Genomic DNA, 16769 nt, shown 5'->3' on the forward strand with positions numbered 1-16769 from the left:
TTAGCCAACATGGCCCAGCGTGCGCAGACGGGCGGTCGGGTGGATTTCATTTTGCGACATGACCACAGTTTGCGGTCTAAATCGCTCCACAAGTGACCGAACGTACGGGCGAATCAGTGGGCTCGTCAGCAGTACAGGAACATGACCCTGCGTGCCGGCGGTTTCAAAAGAGTTTCTAATCGCCTCAACAAAATCGTGAAGGCGGGACGGTGCGAGGGCCAGCTGCTTGCGTTCACCTTCACCGATCAGGGCTTCCTGGAAGGTCTGTTCCCATTGCGGGGCCAGGGCGAGAACCGGCAACTGGCCTTCCACGTCACGATTGGCGTAGCACAGCTGGCGGGCAATCCGGGTGCGCACATGTTCGACAATCGTGTCGAGATTTTGTGTTGCAGCACTGGCTTCGGCAACCCCTTCAAGGATGGTGGGCAGGTCGCGGATGGAGACCCGTTCCTTGATCAGGTTCTGCAGCACACGTTGGATACCTGCACGGGTGATCTGGGCCGGGGCAATGTCTTCCACCAGCTTCTTGTGTTCCTTGGAGAGCTTGTCGATCAGTTTCTCCACCTCGGCATAGGAGAGAAGGTCCGCCATGCTCTCGCGCAGGGATTCGGTCAGATGTGTGACGATGACCTGGGCTGGTTCAACGATGGTGTAACCGCGGAAAGAGGCTTCCTCGCGCAGGTTTTCATCGATCCAGGTGGCAGGGAGACCGAAGGCGGGTTCTTTCACATGCTTGCCGGGCAGGTCGATCGGCAGACCACCGGGATCCATGACCAGAAGCTTTTGCAGCTGGATTTCTCCGCGCCCGGCTTCCAGCTCCTTCACCCGGATGGCGTATTCCTCATTGCCTAGCGTCATATTATCGACGATGCGCACGGCCGGGGTGACAAAGCCCATTTCTTCGGCCAGCGAGCGACGCAAGGCCTTGATCTGGTCGGTCAGCTTGCGGCCTTCCACATCATTGATCAGCGGGAGAAGGCCATAACCGAGCTCGATTTTCAGCTCGTCGATCGCGAGGCTGTCCTCGATCGGCGCTTCGGCCGGGGTTTCGCTCTGCCCGTCCGCTCCGGCCTCTCCGGGGCCGCGTGCGGCGTCTGCGAGGGCCTCTTCGGCTTTCTGTGCATCCTCGGTTTCGCGGTTCCGGTTCAGCCAGGCCAGGCCTCCGGCACCGGCTGCCATCATGGCAAACGGCAGGAAGGGCATGCCCGGCAGAACACCCACGAGGAGGGCCACACCGGCGACCAGCGCCATGCCTTGCGGTTTGGCGGTCAGCTGTCCGTAGACCGCCTTGTCGGCTTCGCCATTCACGCCGGCCTTGGAGACCAGGAGACCGGCGGCGACCGAGATGATCAGGGCCGGGATCTGGGAGACCAGACCGTCGCCAATCGTGAGCGAGGAATAGGTGCTGGCCGCATCGCCAAACGCCATGCCGGATTGGACGACCCCGATCACAATACCGCCGACAAGATTGATGGCGGTGATCAGGAGACCGGCCATGGCATCGCCGCGGACGAATTTCGAGGCACCATCCATGGCACCGTAGAAATTGCTTTCGCCTTCCAGTTCCTGGCGGCGTTGACGGGCTTCAGCTTCCGTGATCAGCCCGGAGGACAGATCGGCATCGATGGCCATTTGTTTGCCGGGCATCGCATCCAGCGTGAACCGGGCCGCCACCTCGGCGATCCGACCGGACCCCTTGGTGATCACGACAAAATTCACAATGACCAGAATGGCAAAGACAATGACGCCGATGACGACATTGCCCTGCATCACAAACCCGCCAAAGGCCTCGATGACGCCGCCGGCGGCGTGTGTGCCCTCATGTCCGCGCGACAGGATGAGACGGGTGGAGGCGATATTCAGGCCCAGCCGCAAGAGCGTGGTAATGAGCAACACAGTGGGAAAGGCTGAGAATTCCAGCGGTTTCTTGATGAAAAGCGCGGTCATCAAGACCAGGACCGATGCCGAGACCGACAGTGATAGCGCCAGATCCAGCATAATGGCCGGCATGGGCAAAAGCAGCATGACCAGAATGGCCAGAATGCCGATCCCCATCGCGACATCGCCGCGCATGGCCAGTTTCAAAATTCTGGGCAGGTCGAATCCGCCGGATGTTTCGCCGGACGTCTCGCTGGTCTGACCTGAAGTGGGTGCTGTATCCGCCACGCGTGTTTACTCGCCTTGGGCCATTAGGCCGCAGAAATATCGCCGATGCCCTGATTGGGCTGGGGAACCTCGACACCCTGATCGGCGTAGAGCTTCAGCTTGTTGCGCAGGGTCCGGATGGAGATGCCCAGGATATTGGCCGCATGGGTTCGATTGCCCAGACAGTGATCGAGCGTGTCGAGGATGAGATCCTGTTCCACTTCGGCCACGGTCTTGCCAACCATCACGCGCTGGGCGGCGTCGGCAGCATCCGCAGCCTGACGGGCTACATTGCCGCCCGACTGACTGGAAAAGGCCGAGCCGTCCGGCATGCGGATCGCGTCAGGGCCAATCTCCCGGCCGTTGGCCAAAAGCACAGCGCGGTGCATGGCGTTTTCCAGTTCACGCACATTGCCCTTCCACTCCCGCGCGATCAGATGGGTGCGCGCCGCATCAGAGAGCGGACGTTCCTCGATCTGGTTGGCATCGGCATATTTGCGGACGAAATGCTCGGCCAGCGCGATGATATCGGTCGGGCGCTCACGCAGCGGCGGCAGGGCCAGATTGACCACGTTGAGACGGAAGAGCAGGTCTTCGCGGAACACACCGTCCGCCACGGCCTTGCGCAGATCGCGGTTCGAGGTGGCGAGAATACGGATATCGACCTTGACCGGTTTTGTACCGCCCACACGATCGATCTCACGCTCCTGGATCGCGCGGAGCAGTTTCGCCTGCAGGCGCACATCCATCTCGGAAATCTCGTCGAGCAGCAATGTACCGCCATTGGCTTCCTCGAACTTACCGATGCGGCGGGCCATAGCGCCGGTGAACGCGCCTTTTTCATGACCGAACAGTTCGGATTCGAGCAGGTTCTCCGGAATGGCGGCGCAGTTGACCGACACAAAGGGGGCGGCTGAGCGGCGGGACCGGGCGTGGACATGGCGCGCCATGACCTCTTTACCCGAACCACTTTCACCGGTGATCAGCACCGAGGCGTCGGACGGCGCGATGCGTTCGGCGAGTTCGATGACCTGGCGCATGGCCGGATCGCTGGCGATCATCGGACGTTCGTCGTCGGCCACGGCTTCGAGAACGGCGGCGATCAGGTCGGCATCTGGCGGCAGCGGGATGAATTCCTTGGCCCCGGCGCGGATGGCGGCCGCGGCAGCTTCGGGACGCACATTGACGCCACAGGCCACAACCGGAACGGAAATCCGTTCGCGCTCATTGGCATCAATCAGTGCCTGGACGTCCAGGGACAGATCGACCATCAGCAGGTCGGCCCCCCGACCGGCCCGCAAATGGCTTGTGGCCTGTTCGATCGTATCGACCTGCGCAACGGTGGCGCCGCGATCCATGGCGATCTTGGTGGCGGTGTAGAGCTGGCCGCCCAGGCTTCCCACGATCAATACGCGCATAACGTCCACTCCCTGCTGAACACGACGGTCTGGTCTTCACGCATCATGCCGTGTCCCCGTCCTTGATGATTTCCGTCATGGTCACGCCCAGGCGATCTTCCACAACGACCACTTCGCCCCGTGCAACGAGGCGGTTATTGACGTAGATATCGATGGCTTCCCCGATCTTGCGATCCAGCTCGACCACCGATCCGGCGGTCAGTTTGAGCAGGGAGTTCACATCGATATTGGCCTTGCCGAGCACCGCGGAGATATTGACGGGAACGTCAAACACCGGCGCCAGATCGGCGGCATTCTTTTCTTCTTCTTCCAGCATCGACTGACCGGGAGCCGGCGGGGTTGCATTGCCCGCTTGCGGCTGTCCGCCGCTCAGATCGGGAAGGTCGAGATCATCAGACATGGCTCGGTCTCCTTCAGGCCGCGCTCGCGCCGCTCATCGGCGTCTGCAGGGCGGGATCCTGTTGGTCTTGCGCGGGCGCCTGCAGCCAGCGTTCGACAATCTCTTCAATGCGCGCAGCGACATCTTCACTGCGGCGTTCAATGGCGCCCGATGCCCATTCCAGACGGATGTCAGCGCTGCGCATGCCCGGGTCCGGCCGGACAATGATCGCGCCGTCATATCCCGCCATACGTGCCGTGTCCGTCAGTCGCTCCGACAGCATGTCGACGAGATCGGGATGGCAACGCACGGAAAAATGCGGTTCGGATCTAATGTCTTGAAGTGCTTCGCGGGCAGTTTCCAGCAATGTCTCCTGTGGAAACTGATCGAGAGCAGAACCGGCGATCTGGCGAGCGACCGCCAGGGCCAGACGTGTGGCGTCCTCGCGCAGGGCTTCGGATTCCTGGGTGAGGCGGGCAAGGATGAGCTGCATCTGCGAGGCCACGGCCTGGAGCGCGTCGGCGCACTTGCCTTCCTCCATCTCCCGGCCTTCTTCCACACCCCACATGCGAGCGGCATCCACATCATCCTGGGTGAAAAAGCGCTTATAGCTCTCACCCTCCCGGAGGATTTCGCCATTCCGGTCAAATTCGGTGTCAAAATCGAAACGCATCGGTTTCATGGCGGTCTCCTAGTAGATCAGCTCGTCATCGGCGCCGCCGTCGGCGAGCATGATTTCACCCTTGGCCGCCAGATCCTTGGCGAGGGCGACAATGGCTTGTTGGGCCTGGTCCACATCCTTCAGGCGGACGGGGCCCATGGCTCCCATGTCTTCGCGCATGATTTTCGCGGCGCGTTCAGACATGTTGGAGAAGAAGAGGTCGCGCAGGCTGTCGGACGCGCCCTTCATGGCAAGCCCCATCTGATCCTTGTCGATGGCCCGCAGGAGCGTCTGGATGCCGCCCGGGTCGAGCTTGGAGAGATCCTCGAAGACAAACATCAAGGACCGGATCTTCTCGGCACTGTCGCGATTGCGTTCTTCCAGGGCCGCGAGGAAGCGGTTTTCCGTCTGCCGGTCGAAGTTGTTGAAGATGTTCGCCATCATCTCATGGCTGTCATGCTTGGCCGTACGGGCCAGGTTCGACATGAATTCAGTGCGCAGCGTTTCCTCGATCTTGTCGAGAATTTCGCGCTGCACCGGTTCCATGCGCAACATGCGGGAGACCACCTCGAGGGCGAAGTCTTCAGGCAGGGCGGCCAGAACACGTGAGGCGTGGTCGGATTTCACCTTGGAAAGCACCACCGCCACAGTCTGCGGGTATTCATTCTTGAGATAATTGGCCAGCACCACCTCATTCACATTGCCCAGCTTGTCCCACATGGTGCGCCCGGCGGGACCGCGCAGCTCTTCCATGATGGACTCAACCTTGTCTCCGGGAAGGAAGGAGCCAAGCAGGCGTTGTGTGGCTTCGAACGAGCCCATCAACGAGCCCGTGGACGACATCTGGCCGACAAAATCGACGATCAGCTTTTCCACGGCATTGGCGCTGATGGAGCCGAGATTGGACATGGCGGAGGAGACTTCACGGATCTCCTCCTCGTCCAGATTGTCCCACAAGCCGTGGGTTTCCTCGCCCAGGGCCAGCAGGATCACGGCGGCCTTTTCCGGACCGCTCAGCCGGTTGGGATCATCGATGGAGCGTTTTCCCTGCGACATCGTCTAGCTCTCGTGCAGCCAGGTGCGGAGGATGGAAATCGATTCCTCCGGGTGTTGTTCCACAATGGTGGCGACCTTCTTGACCGAGGAGGCTTTCACCTGACCATCAATCTTGGCGATATCGATGCCATCATCCGAGCCGCCGGGGAGCGCGGTGGGCATGGATCCGTCCGGCGAGGGCAGGGCCGCAGCCACAGCGCCTTCAGGCAGGGCTGCGCCACCGGCACCGGCACCCGCCAGGGCGAGGCCGGGGTCCATGGCGGCGACCGCGGCGCCACTGGCACTCTTCACCAGCGGACGGGCGACAAGGAAGATGATCAGAAGGGCGGTGATGAACATGACGGCGATCTCCGCAACGCGCATGATATCGCCCTTGTTCATCGAGAAGGGTGAGCTGGCGGACGTGCCCAGCAGCGGGTCTGCACGCGCAAACTCGAACTGGCGCACCACCAGCTGGTCTTGACGGGCTCCGGTGCCTTGATCGGTAAAGCCCATCGCTGAGCGAACCAGCTCGGTGATCTGATCAATCTGGGCCTGCGGACGCTCGGCCCACTGGGTTGTCCCGTCCTCAGCGATTGTCACGATGCCATCCACGGCGACAGCCACGGAGAGTTGTTCGATATCACCGGCTTGGCGGATCTCTTCGCGGATTGTGCTCGACAGGGCAAAGGTCCGCTCGCTGTCACTGCTTTCGGACGTGTCGAAGGGGCCGCTTTCGCCGCCTTCAGCCCCGGCATTGTCAGGAATGTTCTCAGAAGCGGATACTGCGTTCGGGCCGCCATCCCGGCTGGCGGACTGGGTGTTGTTGCGGCGCTCTGACTGCAGGACAGACCCGTTTGGATCATAGGTCTCGCTACGTTCTTCGACATGATTCCGGTTGAGCTCGGCTGTCACCTGGACCCGGGCAGCGCCCACGCCGACAACACCCTCGACAAGATCGAGAATGCGGCGGCGCAATTGTTCTTCGACCTGGTTGCGGCGGTCATCGAGCATCACCGACAGGGCATCCTCGCCATCGGTGCCCGCCAGCAGTCGGCCGCGTTCATCCGAGACAGCGACATTACCGGCTTCAAGACCGGCCCCGCTGGCGACGATGTTGCGAATCACCCGGATCTGTTCACCGTTCAGCGTGCCGCGTGTCCCCACGGTCACGGTCGCGGTGGCCGGCTGCTGGTCGCGCGCGAAGACCCGGCGTTCGGGCATGTTGATATGGACCCGGGCCGAGGAGATGACGGTGAGGGATTGGATGGTGCGGGCCAGCTCGCCCTCCAGCGCACGACGCGCATTGATGTTCTGCTCGAAACTGGTCTGGTTGAAACTGTCCGACCGGTCGAAGATCTCATAACCCACGGACGCTCCCGCCAGCGGCCCACCGGCGGCTACGCGCACACGGGCTTCGTCGACCTGGGCTGCATCCACATAGATGGCCGATCCGCCCTCACGGATTTCATACCGGATGTTGGATTGATCCAGGGCCTGGCTGATGGAGGCCGCCTCGGCCGGGTCCAGGGCTGAATACAAAAGGGCCTGCGATCCCCCGCCCACGGCACCGGAAAAATACACCATGGCGGCGGCCACACCGGCGGCGAGACCGAAAATAGCTGTCAGCCGACCGACGCCGAAAGCCCTAAGCTGTTCAAAAAACGCGTTCACGCGAAAACCCTGCCCTTCGTCTGTTCGCGACAAATCACTCGCGAAGCACTGGGCAGAATTTTCCTACCTTGAAGGTAAACGACCCTTTAACTTTGCCGCATAGATCATTACCGCGCTGCACGTTTTTAACAGCACGGTTCAGAATGTCTGAAGTCTGGTGAGGTCCAGGCGACCCAGCCGCGTGACCGGCCCACACCCGAGGGTGGGCAGGCTGCGAATGGGCAGGCAGACCGTGTAGGGTCAGGCAAGGGGTTGCAGCGGTCCCGAGGGGGTGCGGAACCGCTGCTGATTAGCGCTCGGTCAGGGGGAAAGCGCTATCGGTATTGTTGCAGGCGCGTCGTGCGCAGACCTGCCAGTCCGTGTTTATCGATGGAGCGTTGCCAGCCCAGAAACTCTTCGACCGTCAGCGAGTAACGCTGACAGGCCTCTTCCAGCGAAAGCAATCCGCCGCGTACGGCCGCGACAACTTCCGCCTTTCTGCGGATCACCCAGCGCTGGGTGTCCGGCTTGGGCAGGTCGCCCAGCGTAAGTGGTGTTCCATCCGGTCCAATGACATAGTTTTCTTTTTTAAGGCGCGGCTGCATGTCCGATCCCCGTTTGTTATGGCTTTATGATGGGGACTATACGGGCGCGAATTTAACATGACCCTAAGTGTCTGGGTAAATTTACCTTTAATAAATGAAACCGGGTTTTTCGCGTTATTGAGTCGAATTTGAATCAAAAAAAACCGGCCCCCCCGAAGGGAGGGCCGGCTTGAGTGGGTCTGTGGTGGATTAACGCTTCATCCGGATCGCTTCGTCGAGCATTTCATCGGCCGTTGTGATGATCTTGGATGAGGCCGAATAGGCCCGCTGGGTGGTGATGAGATTGGTAAACTCGGTGGCGAGGTCCACGTTTGAGTTTTCCAGTGTCGAGGCGACAACATCCCCTGCGACACCAATACCGGCGGCGCTCAGCGTGTACGGACCGGAATCCGGTGTCACCGTGTAGGAACCCCCAGCCTGGGCTTCCAGACCGTTCGGGTTCACGAAGGTCGCGACAGGGATCTGATAAATCTGGCGCACGATGCCGTTGGTGAATTTGGCATAGACAAAACCAGCCTCGTCCACTTCCACACCCGCGAAGTTACCGAAGGCCGAGCCGTTCACATTGGTGGACAGAAGGGCGCTCGGGCTGGCGAACTGGGTGAAGCCGCCCGGAGCATCCGGTGCGCCGAAGTCCAGTGTGATCGACTGGGCTGCAATGCCCGCGCCCGCGGCCCACTGGAATTCGTTGGCGCCCAGTGCTGCGGCGTTGCTCGACCCCAGGAAGCTGAAATCTGTGGGCAGCGTGGTATTGGCCGTGTCGATGCGGCCATCTTCGTCAAAAGAGATAACGCCTGTGCCGATCTGGCCGTCAAAGAGACCCGCGCCGGTGGTGACGTCGGAGGCCGGTGTGACGTGGAGTTCAGCATGCCATTCATTGGCATTGGCGCTCTTGAGCATGGAGATGGTGAGCGTACGCACACCACCCTGGCTGTCATAGATTGGAATGGAGCGCTGGAAGTCCGGCGTGACTGTACCCGACGCCATGTTGTTGAGGCTGTCGGTCGGGTCGTAGGTGGCCTCGGCAGCCGAAACGGCCTGGTCGCGATCCAGGTTGGCGTTGATCCCGACGATGGACGAGGCTTCCGCGGCACCACCAATGGATGACAGATTGATGGTTTCCAGCTCGTTCAGATCGGACGGGTTGGTGACCACTGTGCCGTCTGCAGCCACCGGCCAGCCTGCCAGATAGGCGCCGGCATCATTGCGCAGATAGCCCAGGGCATCGGCATTGAAGCGGCCCGCACGGGTGAAGGCGACCGGATCGGCGGCGCCGGCATCGGCATCCTGGCGGACCACGAAGAAACCATTGCCTGCGATGGCCATGTCGGTTGGAGACGATCCGGCGGTCAGGAGGCCGGATTCACTGATGGCCAGACGCGCGGCAGACCCGACACCGGCGGCTGTATAGCGAGCCGGATTGGCACTGGCGTCGTACATAGGCGTGAAAATGGCCTGGGCACGTTTATAGCCGACCGTATTCACGTTCGCGATATTGTCCGAGATGGCCGACAGGGCACTGGAATTGGCGAGCAGACCAGATGCGCCGGACAGCAGGGCGGAATTGATACTCATTTTGGGCTCCTAGCTTCGTTTAGCGAGTTTGGAGCTTTCTGCTGATGTTTAGACCGGCGTGCCATTCTGGCAGTCCGGTTCAGGCCGCAGCCTGGTCGTTACTGGGTCAGATCCGAGCGAATGCTCCGGACCAGTGACAGGGGAACATCGATGCCGCCCATGGAGACGACAACTTCACTTCCCGACAGATCCACGGATGTGACCTTGCCGGTGGCCTGGATGCTGGCTTCGACGGTCTCACCGTCGGCATCCGTGGCCAAAACTTCAATGGAATAGATACCGTCCGGAGCGGCCGAGCCATCATCCTGCTCGCCATCCCAGACAAAACTGTGCTTGCCGGCCGCCAGTTCAGCGTCGTCACGGGCAACAATATCGCCCGCAGCGTTCTTGACGATAATCGTGGCCTCGGTGGCATCACTGGGCATGTCGTAATCCCAGACCGCCTGGCCATCGGCCAGCTGGGCCTGATCCGTCGAGGCAGTCGCATAACGACCGATATAGCCCACCGCAGAGGTCTGGGCCGCGGCGGATTGCAGGATCAACAGGGTTTCTAGATTCTCATTCATGTTGATCTGTTGCTCAACACCGGAGAACTGGACCAGCTGGTTGACGAATTCCTGGCTGTCCTGGGGATTGAGAGGGTCCTGGTTCTTCATCTGCTCGGTCAGGAGCGTCAGGAACATCTCAAAATTCTGGTTCAGCTCATTGGCTGCCGTCTGGGTGGCGGCTGTGGGTGTGGTCTGTACACCGCTTACGTCTGTCATGATGACCTCCTAGACTCGCACATCCACGCTGTCGCGCGATTGCAGCAAAAATCCATATGTCTCGATCAGGGGAGAGGCAGTGACGAGCAGGTCACCTCCCTCTGCGTAGGCATTCAATACAGGGCCCGTCGCCGGGTTTGATCCGTCGTCTGACCCTGAAAACTCTTCGGACCCGTTTTCATCCCGCAGCTGGAATTCCAGTCCGTTTTCACCGACATCCAGACCGGCGTCCTGGAGGGCGCGTTCCAGATCGCGGGCGGAGCGCTGGAGTTCCGCCAGGGTTTCGGGGCGTTCGGCGGCCAGGACCGCTTGCACCCGGTTGTCATGACCGACTTCCAGACGAACATCGACACGGCCCAACTCGGCCGGATCCAGTCGAATATCAAACACTTTCGCGCCAGACTGGAAGCGCTGAGAGATCTGTGCGGCCAGTTGATGGGCGGTGTGAGGGGCAAAACGGGTCTGGGTCTGGGCTGCGGTTGATTTGGCGATCGTGGCGGCGGCGGTGCGCGGCTCTGTACGGTCCAGGCTGATATCTGCATCACCCGTGTCCGTACTGGTCTCGGCATTCTCGGCCAGCAGGGCGGGATCGGTGACAGGCCCGGGCAGGCCAGCCGGCGCGGGTGTGCGGGTCTCGCCCTCGGCGTTTGGGGGCGGGCTCATAGACAGAGGATCGACAGCCTGGCTCGATTGTGAGGCCGGCTGGATCACGATGTTCGGCGTGTTCGTCTGGGTGTTTGCCTGAATACTGGGTGCGGTCGAAGCGCTTCCCGAGAAGAGCGAGGATGCGGATTTTGCGGTTGCGGAGGCTGAAGACTTGCCCTGAGCGGGACGCTGTATCGCCGGTCCGGTCTCTGTTCGCACAGCGCGGGGCTCGACGGAGAATGCCGGTGCAGGCGCTGCAACTGTCGCCGGAGCCGCAGCATTTGATGCTGGGGCGGGCGTGGCGGGCTGTGCCTGAACGGGTGTCGTGGTGGGTGGCGTGACGGGTGTCTTTACCGGCGCTTGGGCGTTGGCTTGAGCCAAAGCAGGCTCAGGCGTTCCCGTCCCCGTGTTTTGGGTCGCACTGCCTGAGGCTGCGGGCTGAGGCGTTTGCGGACTGGCGGGTGCCGCGCTCGGAATGACAGTCGGCGCCGGTGTCGTTGTTGCGCTGTTTGAGGCAGGCGCACCGTTTGTGGGTGTGACCGATGCGTCCGACGCGTCGGTAACGGGCGAGAAAGTCTGCGGTGCCTGACGCTCTGTGGCCATCGTCGTCAACGTGCTCGTCGTCGGAGTGGTGACTGGTTTGGCGGCTTTTGCTGCAGGAGCCGTCTCTGTCTGTGGGGGGCCTGCCGCTGGCGCGATCGATGGTGTCGACGCGTTAGCCGGTGTGGGTGATGTGGGTTGGGGCGGCTGTGCCGACGCTTGTCGTGTTGTCGCGGCGACACGTGCAGACGGGTCTACGGCGGGGCTCGTCGGTGCAGTTGCCGGAGTCGTGGTCGGCGTTACTGCCGGACCAGCGGCCGAAGTAGGAGCCGGGCTAGCGGTCTGACGTGTCGCCTGTTTAGAGCCTGTATCAGAAGACGTTCCGGACGACGCGCGTGCGACGGCTTCCTTCGCCAGGTCCACCTGCGCCGGTTTTGCTTCGACGTGCTGAGGACTGACCCGAGAAGGGGAGGTCGAATGTGTTGTATCCGGCGATGTCCTAGGTGCACTCGCCGATAATGACCCATCCTCTCCTGCCGCCTGAGTGGCGTCTGTCAGCTCGCTCACAGGTGCGGCGGCTGATCCGGAGGGGCGGGTTTGGAGCGGGTCGGTGGACGTGTTTTCACGCGGCGCAGCGGGAGCCGGCGCCTTGGCCAAACCGGACGAGGCGGGTTTTGTGCTGGGCTGGGGCACTGGTGAGGTTTGGTCCGCGCTTGCCGCAGTGTTGACCTTTGATGGTGGTGCTGCCTGAGCCGTTATCGACGTCACTACCTGTGTCGGTGTCGTTACCTCTGCCGGGTTCGCTACCTCTGCCGGGTTCGCTGACTGTGCCTTTGCCGGTGTATTTGCCGGCGTGGTGGTCTGTGCCGCCGCCGCGACGGTGGCGGTCGGGCTGGAGGTCTTGGGTGCGACATCTGCACCGTCGCCGTTTGTGGCGGGTGCCGTCGGGGTGGCCATGGCGCCCGCTGAAGCGGCAATTGCAGCTGGGGATGTTGAGGCCGGAGCGGTCGTAGCGGGGCTTTGCTTCTGCGTGCCCGGCAGGCTCGGCGTCACAGATTGTGCGTCGGCCTGTGAGTTGGCGCTCGGTGCCTCGGCTTGTGTCGCGTGGGGCAATGCCGTTGTACGGCCCGCAGGCAGGGTGGAGCCGGACTGCCGGGACTGGGATTGTGCAACAAGAGCCTCAAATACACCGGTCGTTGAGGTGTTTCCGGTCTCCGCATCCGTGGGCGCGGTCTGACCGGCGTCCTTTGCCAATTGATCTGCCGTTTGAGTCGATTGCGCGGTTCGTTGCGCAGACGCAGGCGTCGTCCCGGCGGAAGCCGGAGCGGATGCTCGACCCGCCGTGGCAGGGTGAGAAGTCAGGAACGAAGCAAGCAGGGTCATAAAACTCGGCGTGTTAAACAGGTGGCACTCATTCGCCGGTTATCCCGCAAGCGGCATGCCAGCCGCAAAAATCTGTAACCACCTGAAATTATGCGTTAATTTCCCGGTAATAACCGTAAACATCTGGTTTTTCGGGAGTATTTTTCCGCCCGGGGGGACGAATATGCCGAGGTAGGCCCATTCCGCCCCGGCGAGGAAATCGGGGGCCCTCACATCATCCACAGGTGCACGATCTGAAACTGGCCCGCCGCTTGCGACGTTAACCGTGACGTAAAAGGCGCACGCCGCGCCTGTGGAATGATTTGATTGATGAATAAAGACGCTAAAACAATCACTTGCTCGAAGGTCCTGCCCGGCGTGGGCAGCGGCGTACGAGCTGTCGGGCCCGGCAAGGCTTGCCGTTCAGGCGGCAGATTTCTCCGCCCAAACCGTGATTGCGTGAACGTCTTGAGGAGTCCGGCATGTCTTTGAGTGGTGTGATCGGCAATGCATTGTCCGGCCTGAATGCCTCCCAGATGGGGCTTCAGGTATCGTCCAATAATATCGCCAACGTGAACACGCCCGGCTATGCTCGGTCGGTTGTCAATTTACAGACACGCTCGATGGGCGGTGCCGCACTGGGCGTCGACGTGGCAGGGGTCACGCGGATCGCTGACCAGTTCCTGCAGGCAGCGCATCTGGGTGCAGTCTCTGACGCCGGCATGTTCACGACGGTGTCCACCAGTCTCGATCGTCTGCAAAGCTCGATGGGTGGACTGGATGATGCCGGGTCGATGTTCTCCCGATTGAACACTGTCTTTGACAGTTTCTCCGAAGCCAGTGTGGATCCGTCCCTGTCCGTCACCCGATTGTCGGCCGCCAGCAATATCCAGTCCTTCTTGGATGAGGCGTCGCGGATCTCACAGACGATTGAATCCCAGCGTTTTGAGGCCGATGCCCAGATCTCTGCGACGGTCACGCGCGCCAATGTCATTCTCAATGAGATATTTCATCTGAACTCGTCCGTTCAAAGCCTGTCCTCCAATGGTGGGGATACGACCGGACCGACCAACCGCCAGGCCGAGTTGCTCGATGAACTGGCGGGTTTCATGGATATCTCCACCGACTACCAGCAGGATGGCCGGGTAATCGTTCGCACCGGTGACGGTGTGCTGCTGGTCGACAATTACGTCGCCGAGATGAACTATGTTCCGGCTGGTTCTGGCACGTTCGGCATGAATTACGGGACGATCAATGCGGTCCTGCCCAATGGTGCAAGCACGGAGCTGGATGGCCATATCGTGTCCGGTGAATTGCGCGGACTTCTGGATTTGCGCGACACGGAGCTGACCCAGATCGGCCTTGAACTGGCAGAGCTGACGGCGGGCGCAGCGGATGCGCTGAACCGGATCCACAATGATGCGGCCGCTTATCCGGCACCACAAACGCTGGAGGGCCGCAATACCGGCCTGGAAGGCACGGATTTGCACAATTTCACGGGTGCCACGACTCTGGCTGTGACCGGCAGCAATGGCAGCCTTGTCAGCCGGATTGATATTGATTTTGATGCGGGCACGCTGTCGGTGGATGGCGGTGCTGCCCAGGCCCTTGGTAATACGGTCGACAGTCTGACGACCGCGATCAATGGCGCGCTGGGGGCCAATGGCTCGGCCAGTTTCACCAATGGGGCGCTGACCCTGTCCGCAGCCAATGCGACCGATGGTGTGGCCCTGATCCAGGATGAAGCCAATCCCTCCGCTCGTGGCGGGCGAGGATTTTCGCACTTTTTGGGCCTGAATGATCTGGTCGACAGCACGCGGCCGGGCTTTTTCGAAACCGGCATGAGCGGGGCCGATACGCACGGCTTTACGGCGGGCACCCTCCTTGGTTTCGAGATTGCCGGTCCCAATGGCGGATCGACCCGCGAGATCTCGGTGACAATGAATGCCGGTGAAACCTTCAACGACGTGCTTACGGCACTGAATGATCCGGTTAATGGCGTCGGTCGCTATGTCACCTTCTCGCTGGACGGGAATGGAACGCTGCAACAAACGCCCAATGTCGGTTACGAGGGGTATTCCGTCGATCTGACATCAGATTCCACCAACCGCGCCAATTCGGGCATTTCTTTCTCGGAGCTGTTTGGTGTTGGCCTGTCCGCCCAGGCGGGGCGCGCCCAGATCTTTGAGGTCAACACGCTGATCCGCAATGACAGCTCGCTGCTTTCGCTGGGCAAGCTGGATCTCGATGCGGCGACTGTGGCAGGCGATTTTGTGCTGAATTCGGGGGATAATCGCGGCGCCGTCGAAATGCAGGACGCGTTCAGCTCGGTTCGTGATTTCAATGCTGCGGGCACGCTGTCAGCGACCCAGACCTCGCTTGAGAATTATGCCGCCCGTTTCGCCGGCAGTGTCGGGGCTCGCGCCGCGCAGGCGGTCAGCGAAGCCGGTTCTGCCGAGGTGCTGCGCGATACCGCCATGCAGAAACGACTGGATGTGGAAGGGGTGAATCTCGACGAGGAACTCGCCGCGATGACCTTTTACCAGCAGTCTTATAATGCGTCTGCACGCATGCTGCAGGCGGCCAATGAGATGACCGATATTCTGATGAATATCGTCTAGGAGGTTTGACCCATGCCGCGTATTTCAACTTATGGCTCTCAAAACTCGGCGCTGATGGATCTCATGCGGGCCCAGCAGGGCGTATTCGACGCCCAGCAACAGGTGACCACGGGTAAAAAAGCGACGGATCTCAAAGGGATTGGACACAAGGCCGAAACCTTGTCTGCCAGCCGGGCCTCCCTGGCACGATCTGAAGCCTATCAGGAAGCGGCAACGCGAACGGCGTCCTTCCTTGAAAGTCAGGAAATCGCGCTGGAGCGCATCAATAGTTCCATGACCGATCTGCGTGTCGCCGTCACGGAGAAACAGGGCGATTTTGTGTATGGCCAGGTCGAGGATGCCTTTTACCAGGTTGTGACCGCGCTCGGCGCGCGTCATTCCGGCGGCTATATTTTTGGCGGAACCCGAACGGACACCAATCCACTGACCATCAGTTCGCTGGACGACCTGCAGGCGCTGGCCACGGCCGGTGATGCGTTCCAGAATTCCGACAGACGTCCCTCGGTAAAGCTGGATGAGACCGTGACCGTGGAAACCGGTATGCTGGCGGATGAAGTGGGGCAGGAGATTTTCGAGATCTTCAAGCGGATTGCCGATTATGAAGCCGGTCCCAATGGTCCCTTCACCAATCCCCTGCCGGGGCCGCAGGAGACCTTCCTCATCAACGAAATGAACAATGTCGTCACAGCGATCGACAATCTGCTGGCTAAGACCGCTCAAAACGGCAATGCCCAGGCCAATGTGGACACGATCAAGCAATCCCATGCGGACCGGCAGATCTTCCTCAATATCATGATTGCGGATCTGGAAGACGTCGACATGGCGGAAGCGGTGACGAAGTTCGAACAGGCCCAGGTCGCTCTGGAGGTCTCTGCGCGGACTTTCTCTACGCTGAGCCAGGTCACGCTGCTCGATTATCTGCGCTAACACGCCGGGACGGGGTTTGAGGGGATCCCTCTGCCATGAGGCGGGCGCCATGATTATTCTTCATGTTCAGACACATGGAGATCCACATGCGTGCATTTCAGCTCATCAAGACCCTCACCGGCGCTGTCACTTTCGCAGCGGTCGGGGCGCTTTATGCATTTATCACCGGCCAGGACGTCGTTCCGCTTGTCTTGCTGGGCAGTTTGTCAGGTCTTGTGATCGGTCTGGGCTGGGCGTTTTTCGGAGACGGTGCGCAGCGCGGTTTGGCGGCGGATAAGTCCGGCTTGGTTGCACCCGTTCCGGCGAGCAAATCCTCGTCCGATGTGGAGGGTGGATCAGCCGGGTCTGATGCTGGATCAGCTGGATCTGATGCTGGGGCCGCGGGTGCAGACGGGGGTGGTGCGGTTTAGGTCATCACGCCTGACCCCGGTTGCCCGCT

Annotated in this window: 14 protein-coding genes; 4 read left to right on the top strand and 10 right to left on the bottom strand. The window is 61.0% G+C overall.

Translation table 11 applies throughout. The features are described from left to right. The 10 genes from flhA to RMQ97_RS04680 form a co-directional block, all read right to left on the bottom strand. On the bottom strand, window positions 1-2073 hold the full coding sequence (gene flhA / locus RMQ97_RS04635) for a flagellar biosynthesis protein FlhA (protein ID WP_413660016.1): 2073 nt from the start codon (window positions 2071-2073) through the stop codon (window positions 1-3). A gap of 116 nt (window positions 2074-2189) precedes the next feature. Continuing rightward, a complete protein-coding gene (locus tag RMQ97_RS04640; RefSeq protein WP_413659684.1) occupies window positions 2190-3563 on the bottom strand; it encodes a sigma-54 interaction domain-containing protein in 1374 nt (457 codons plus the stop codon). Between the two features lie 43 nt (window positions 3564-3606). Continuing rightward, the gene (gene fliN, locus RMQ97_RS04645) at window positions 3607-3963 is read right to left on the bottom strand and encodes a flagellar motor switch protein FliN (protein ID WP_413659685.1); all 357 of its coding nucleotides are present in this window, start codon (window positions 3961-3963) and stop codon (window positions 3607-3609) included. Window positions 3964-3976: 13 nt separating this feature from the next. Further along, window positions 3977-4624, bottom strand: a complete 648-nt coding sequence (locus RMQ97_RS04650) for a FliH/SctL family protein (RefSeq protein ID WP_413659686.1) — start codon at window positions 4622-4624, stop codon at window positions 3977-3979. A 9-nt stretch (window positions 4625-4633) separates the two neighbouring features. Continuing rightward, window positions 4634-5659: a flagellar motor switch protein FliG gene (fliG, locus tag RMQ97_RS04655; RefSeq protein WP_413659687.1), complete on the bottom strand. Its 1026-nt coding sequence runs from the start codon at window positions 5657-5659 to the stop codon at window positions 4634-4636. A 3-nt stretch (window positions 5660-5662) separates the two neighbouring features. Then, complete coding sequence (fliF, locus tag RMQ97_RS04660; RefSeq protein WP_413659688.1) at window positions 5663-7312, bottom strand: flagellar basal-body MS-ring/collar protein FliF; 1650 nt, start codon at window positions 7310-7312, stop codon at window positions 5663-5665. A gap of 314 nt (window positions 7313-7626) precedes the next feature. After that, window positions 7627-7896, bottom strand: coding sequence for a DUF1153 domain-containing protein (locus RMQ97_RS04665; RefSeq protein WP_413659689.1), 270 nt, complete (start codon window positions 7894-7896; stop codon window positions 7627-7629). Window positions 7897-8085: 189 nt separating this feature from the next. Next, window positions 8086-9471 carry a flagellar hook-basal body complex protein gene (locus RMQ97_RS04670; protein ID WP_413659690.1) on the bottom strand — a complete coding sequence of 462 codons (1386 nt, stop codon included), beginning with the start codon at window positions 9469-9471 and terminating at the stop codon, window positions 8086-8088. Between the two features lie 98 nt (window positions 9472-9569). Further along, entirely contained in the window at window positions 9570-10235 is a 666-nt protein-coding gene (locus RMQ97_RS04675) for a flagellar hook assembly protein FlgD (RefSeq protein ID WP_413659691.1), read from the bottom strand. 9 nt (window positions 10236-10244) lie between these two features. After that, window positions 10245-10898: a flagellar hook-length control protein FliK gene (locus RMQ97_RS04680; RefSeq protein WP_413659692.1), complete on the bottom strand. Its 654-nt coding sequence runs from the start codon at window positions 10896-10898 to the stop codon at window positions 10245-10247. Between the two features lie 1066 nt (window positions 10899-11964). Here RMQ97_RS04680 and RMQ97_RS04685 point away from each other — a divergent pair. From RMQ97_RS04685 to RMQ97_RS04700, 4 genes are all read left to right on the top strand, one after another. After that, on the top strand, window positions 11965-12171 hold the full coding sequence (locus RMQ97_RS04685) for a hypothetical protein (protein WP_413659693.1): 207 nt from the start codon (window positions 11965-11967) through the stop codon (window positions 12169-12171). A 1093-nt stretch (window positions 12172-13264) separates the two neighbouring features. Then, entirely contained in the window at window positions 13265-15403 is a 2139-nt protein-coding gene (gene flgK, locus RMQ97_RS04690) for a flagellar hook-associated protein FlgK (protein ID WP_413659694.1), read from the top strand. 12 nt (window positions 15404-15415) lie between these two features. Further along, entirely contained in the window at window positions 15416-16330 is a 915-nt protein-coding gene (locus RMQ97_RS04695) for a flagellin (RefSeq protein WP_413659695.1), read from the top strand. Window positions 16331-16416: 86 nt separating this feature from the next. Then, window positions 16417-16740 carry a hypothetical protein gene (locus tag RMQ97_RS04700; RefSeq protein ID WP_413659696.1) on the top strand — a complete coding sequence of 108 codons (324 nt, stop codon included), beginning with the start codon at window positions 16417-16419 and terminating at the stop codon, window positions 16738-16740. Window positions 16741-16769 lie beyond the last annotated feature (29 nt).

The organism is Maricaulis sp. D1M11, from assembly GCF_047308265.1.
Taxonomy (GTDB): domain Bacteria; phylum Pseudomonadota; class Alphaproteobacteria; order Caulobacterales; family Maricaulaceae; genus Maricaulis.

Excerpts from the sequence above, each read along its gene's own strand:
- RMQ97_RS04640 (WP_413659684.1), bottom strand. The coding sequence starts at position 3,563 with ATGCGCGTATTGATCGTGGGAAGCCTGGGCGGCCAGCTCTACACCGCC.
- RMQ97_RS04670 (WP_413659690.1), bottom strand. The coding sequence starts at position 9,471 with ATGAGTATCAATTCCGCCCTGCTGTCCGGCGCATCTGGTCTGCTCGCC.
- RMQ97_RS04700 (WP_413659696.1), top strand. The coding sequence starts at position 16,417 with ATGCGTGCATTTCAGCTCATCAAGACCCTCACCGGCGCTGTCACTTTC.
- RMQ97_RS04695 (WP_413659695.1), top strand. The coding sequence starts at position 15,416 with ATGCCGCGTATTTCAACTTATGGCTCTCAAAACTCGGCGCTGATGGAT.
- fliN (WP_413659685.1), bottom strand. The coding sequence starts at position 3,963 with ATGTCTGATGATCTCGACCTTCCCGATCTGAGCGGCGGACAGCCGCAA.
- fliG (WP_413659687.1), bottom strand. The coding sequence starts at position 5,659 with ATGTCGCAGGGAAAACGCTCCATCGATGATCCCAACCGGCTGAGCGGT.
- RMQ97_RS04650 (WP_413659686.1), bottom strand. The coding sequence starts at position 4,624 with ATGAAACCGATGCGTTTCGATTTTGACACCGAATTTGACCGGAATGGC.
- flgK (WP_413659694.1), top strand. The coding sequence starts at position 13,265 with ATGTCTTTGAGTGGTGTGATCGGCAATGCATTGTCCGGCCTGAATGCC.
- RMQ97_RS04680 (WP_413659692.1), bottom strand. The coding sequence starts at position 10,898 with ATGAGCCCGCCCCCAAACGCCGAGGGCGAGACCCGCACACCCGCGCCG.
- RMQ97_RS04675 (WP_413659691.1), bottom strand. The coding sequence starts at position 10,235 with ATGACAGACGTAAGCGGTGTACAGACCACACCCACAGCCGCCACCCAG.
- RMQ97_RS04665 (WP_413659689.1), bottom strand. The coding sequence starts at position 7,896 with ATGCAGCCGCGCCTTAAAAAAGAAAACTATGTCATTGGACCGGATGGA.
- flhA (WP_413660016.1), bottom strand. The coding sequence starts at position 2,073 with ATGCGCGGCGATGTCGCGATGGGGATCGGCATTCTGGCCATTCTGGTC.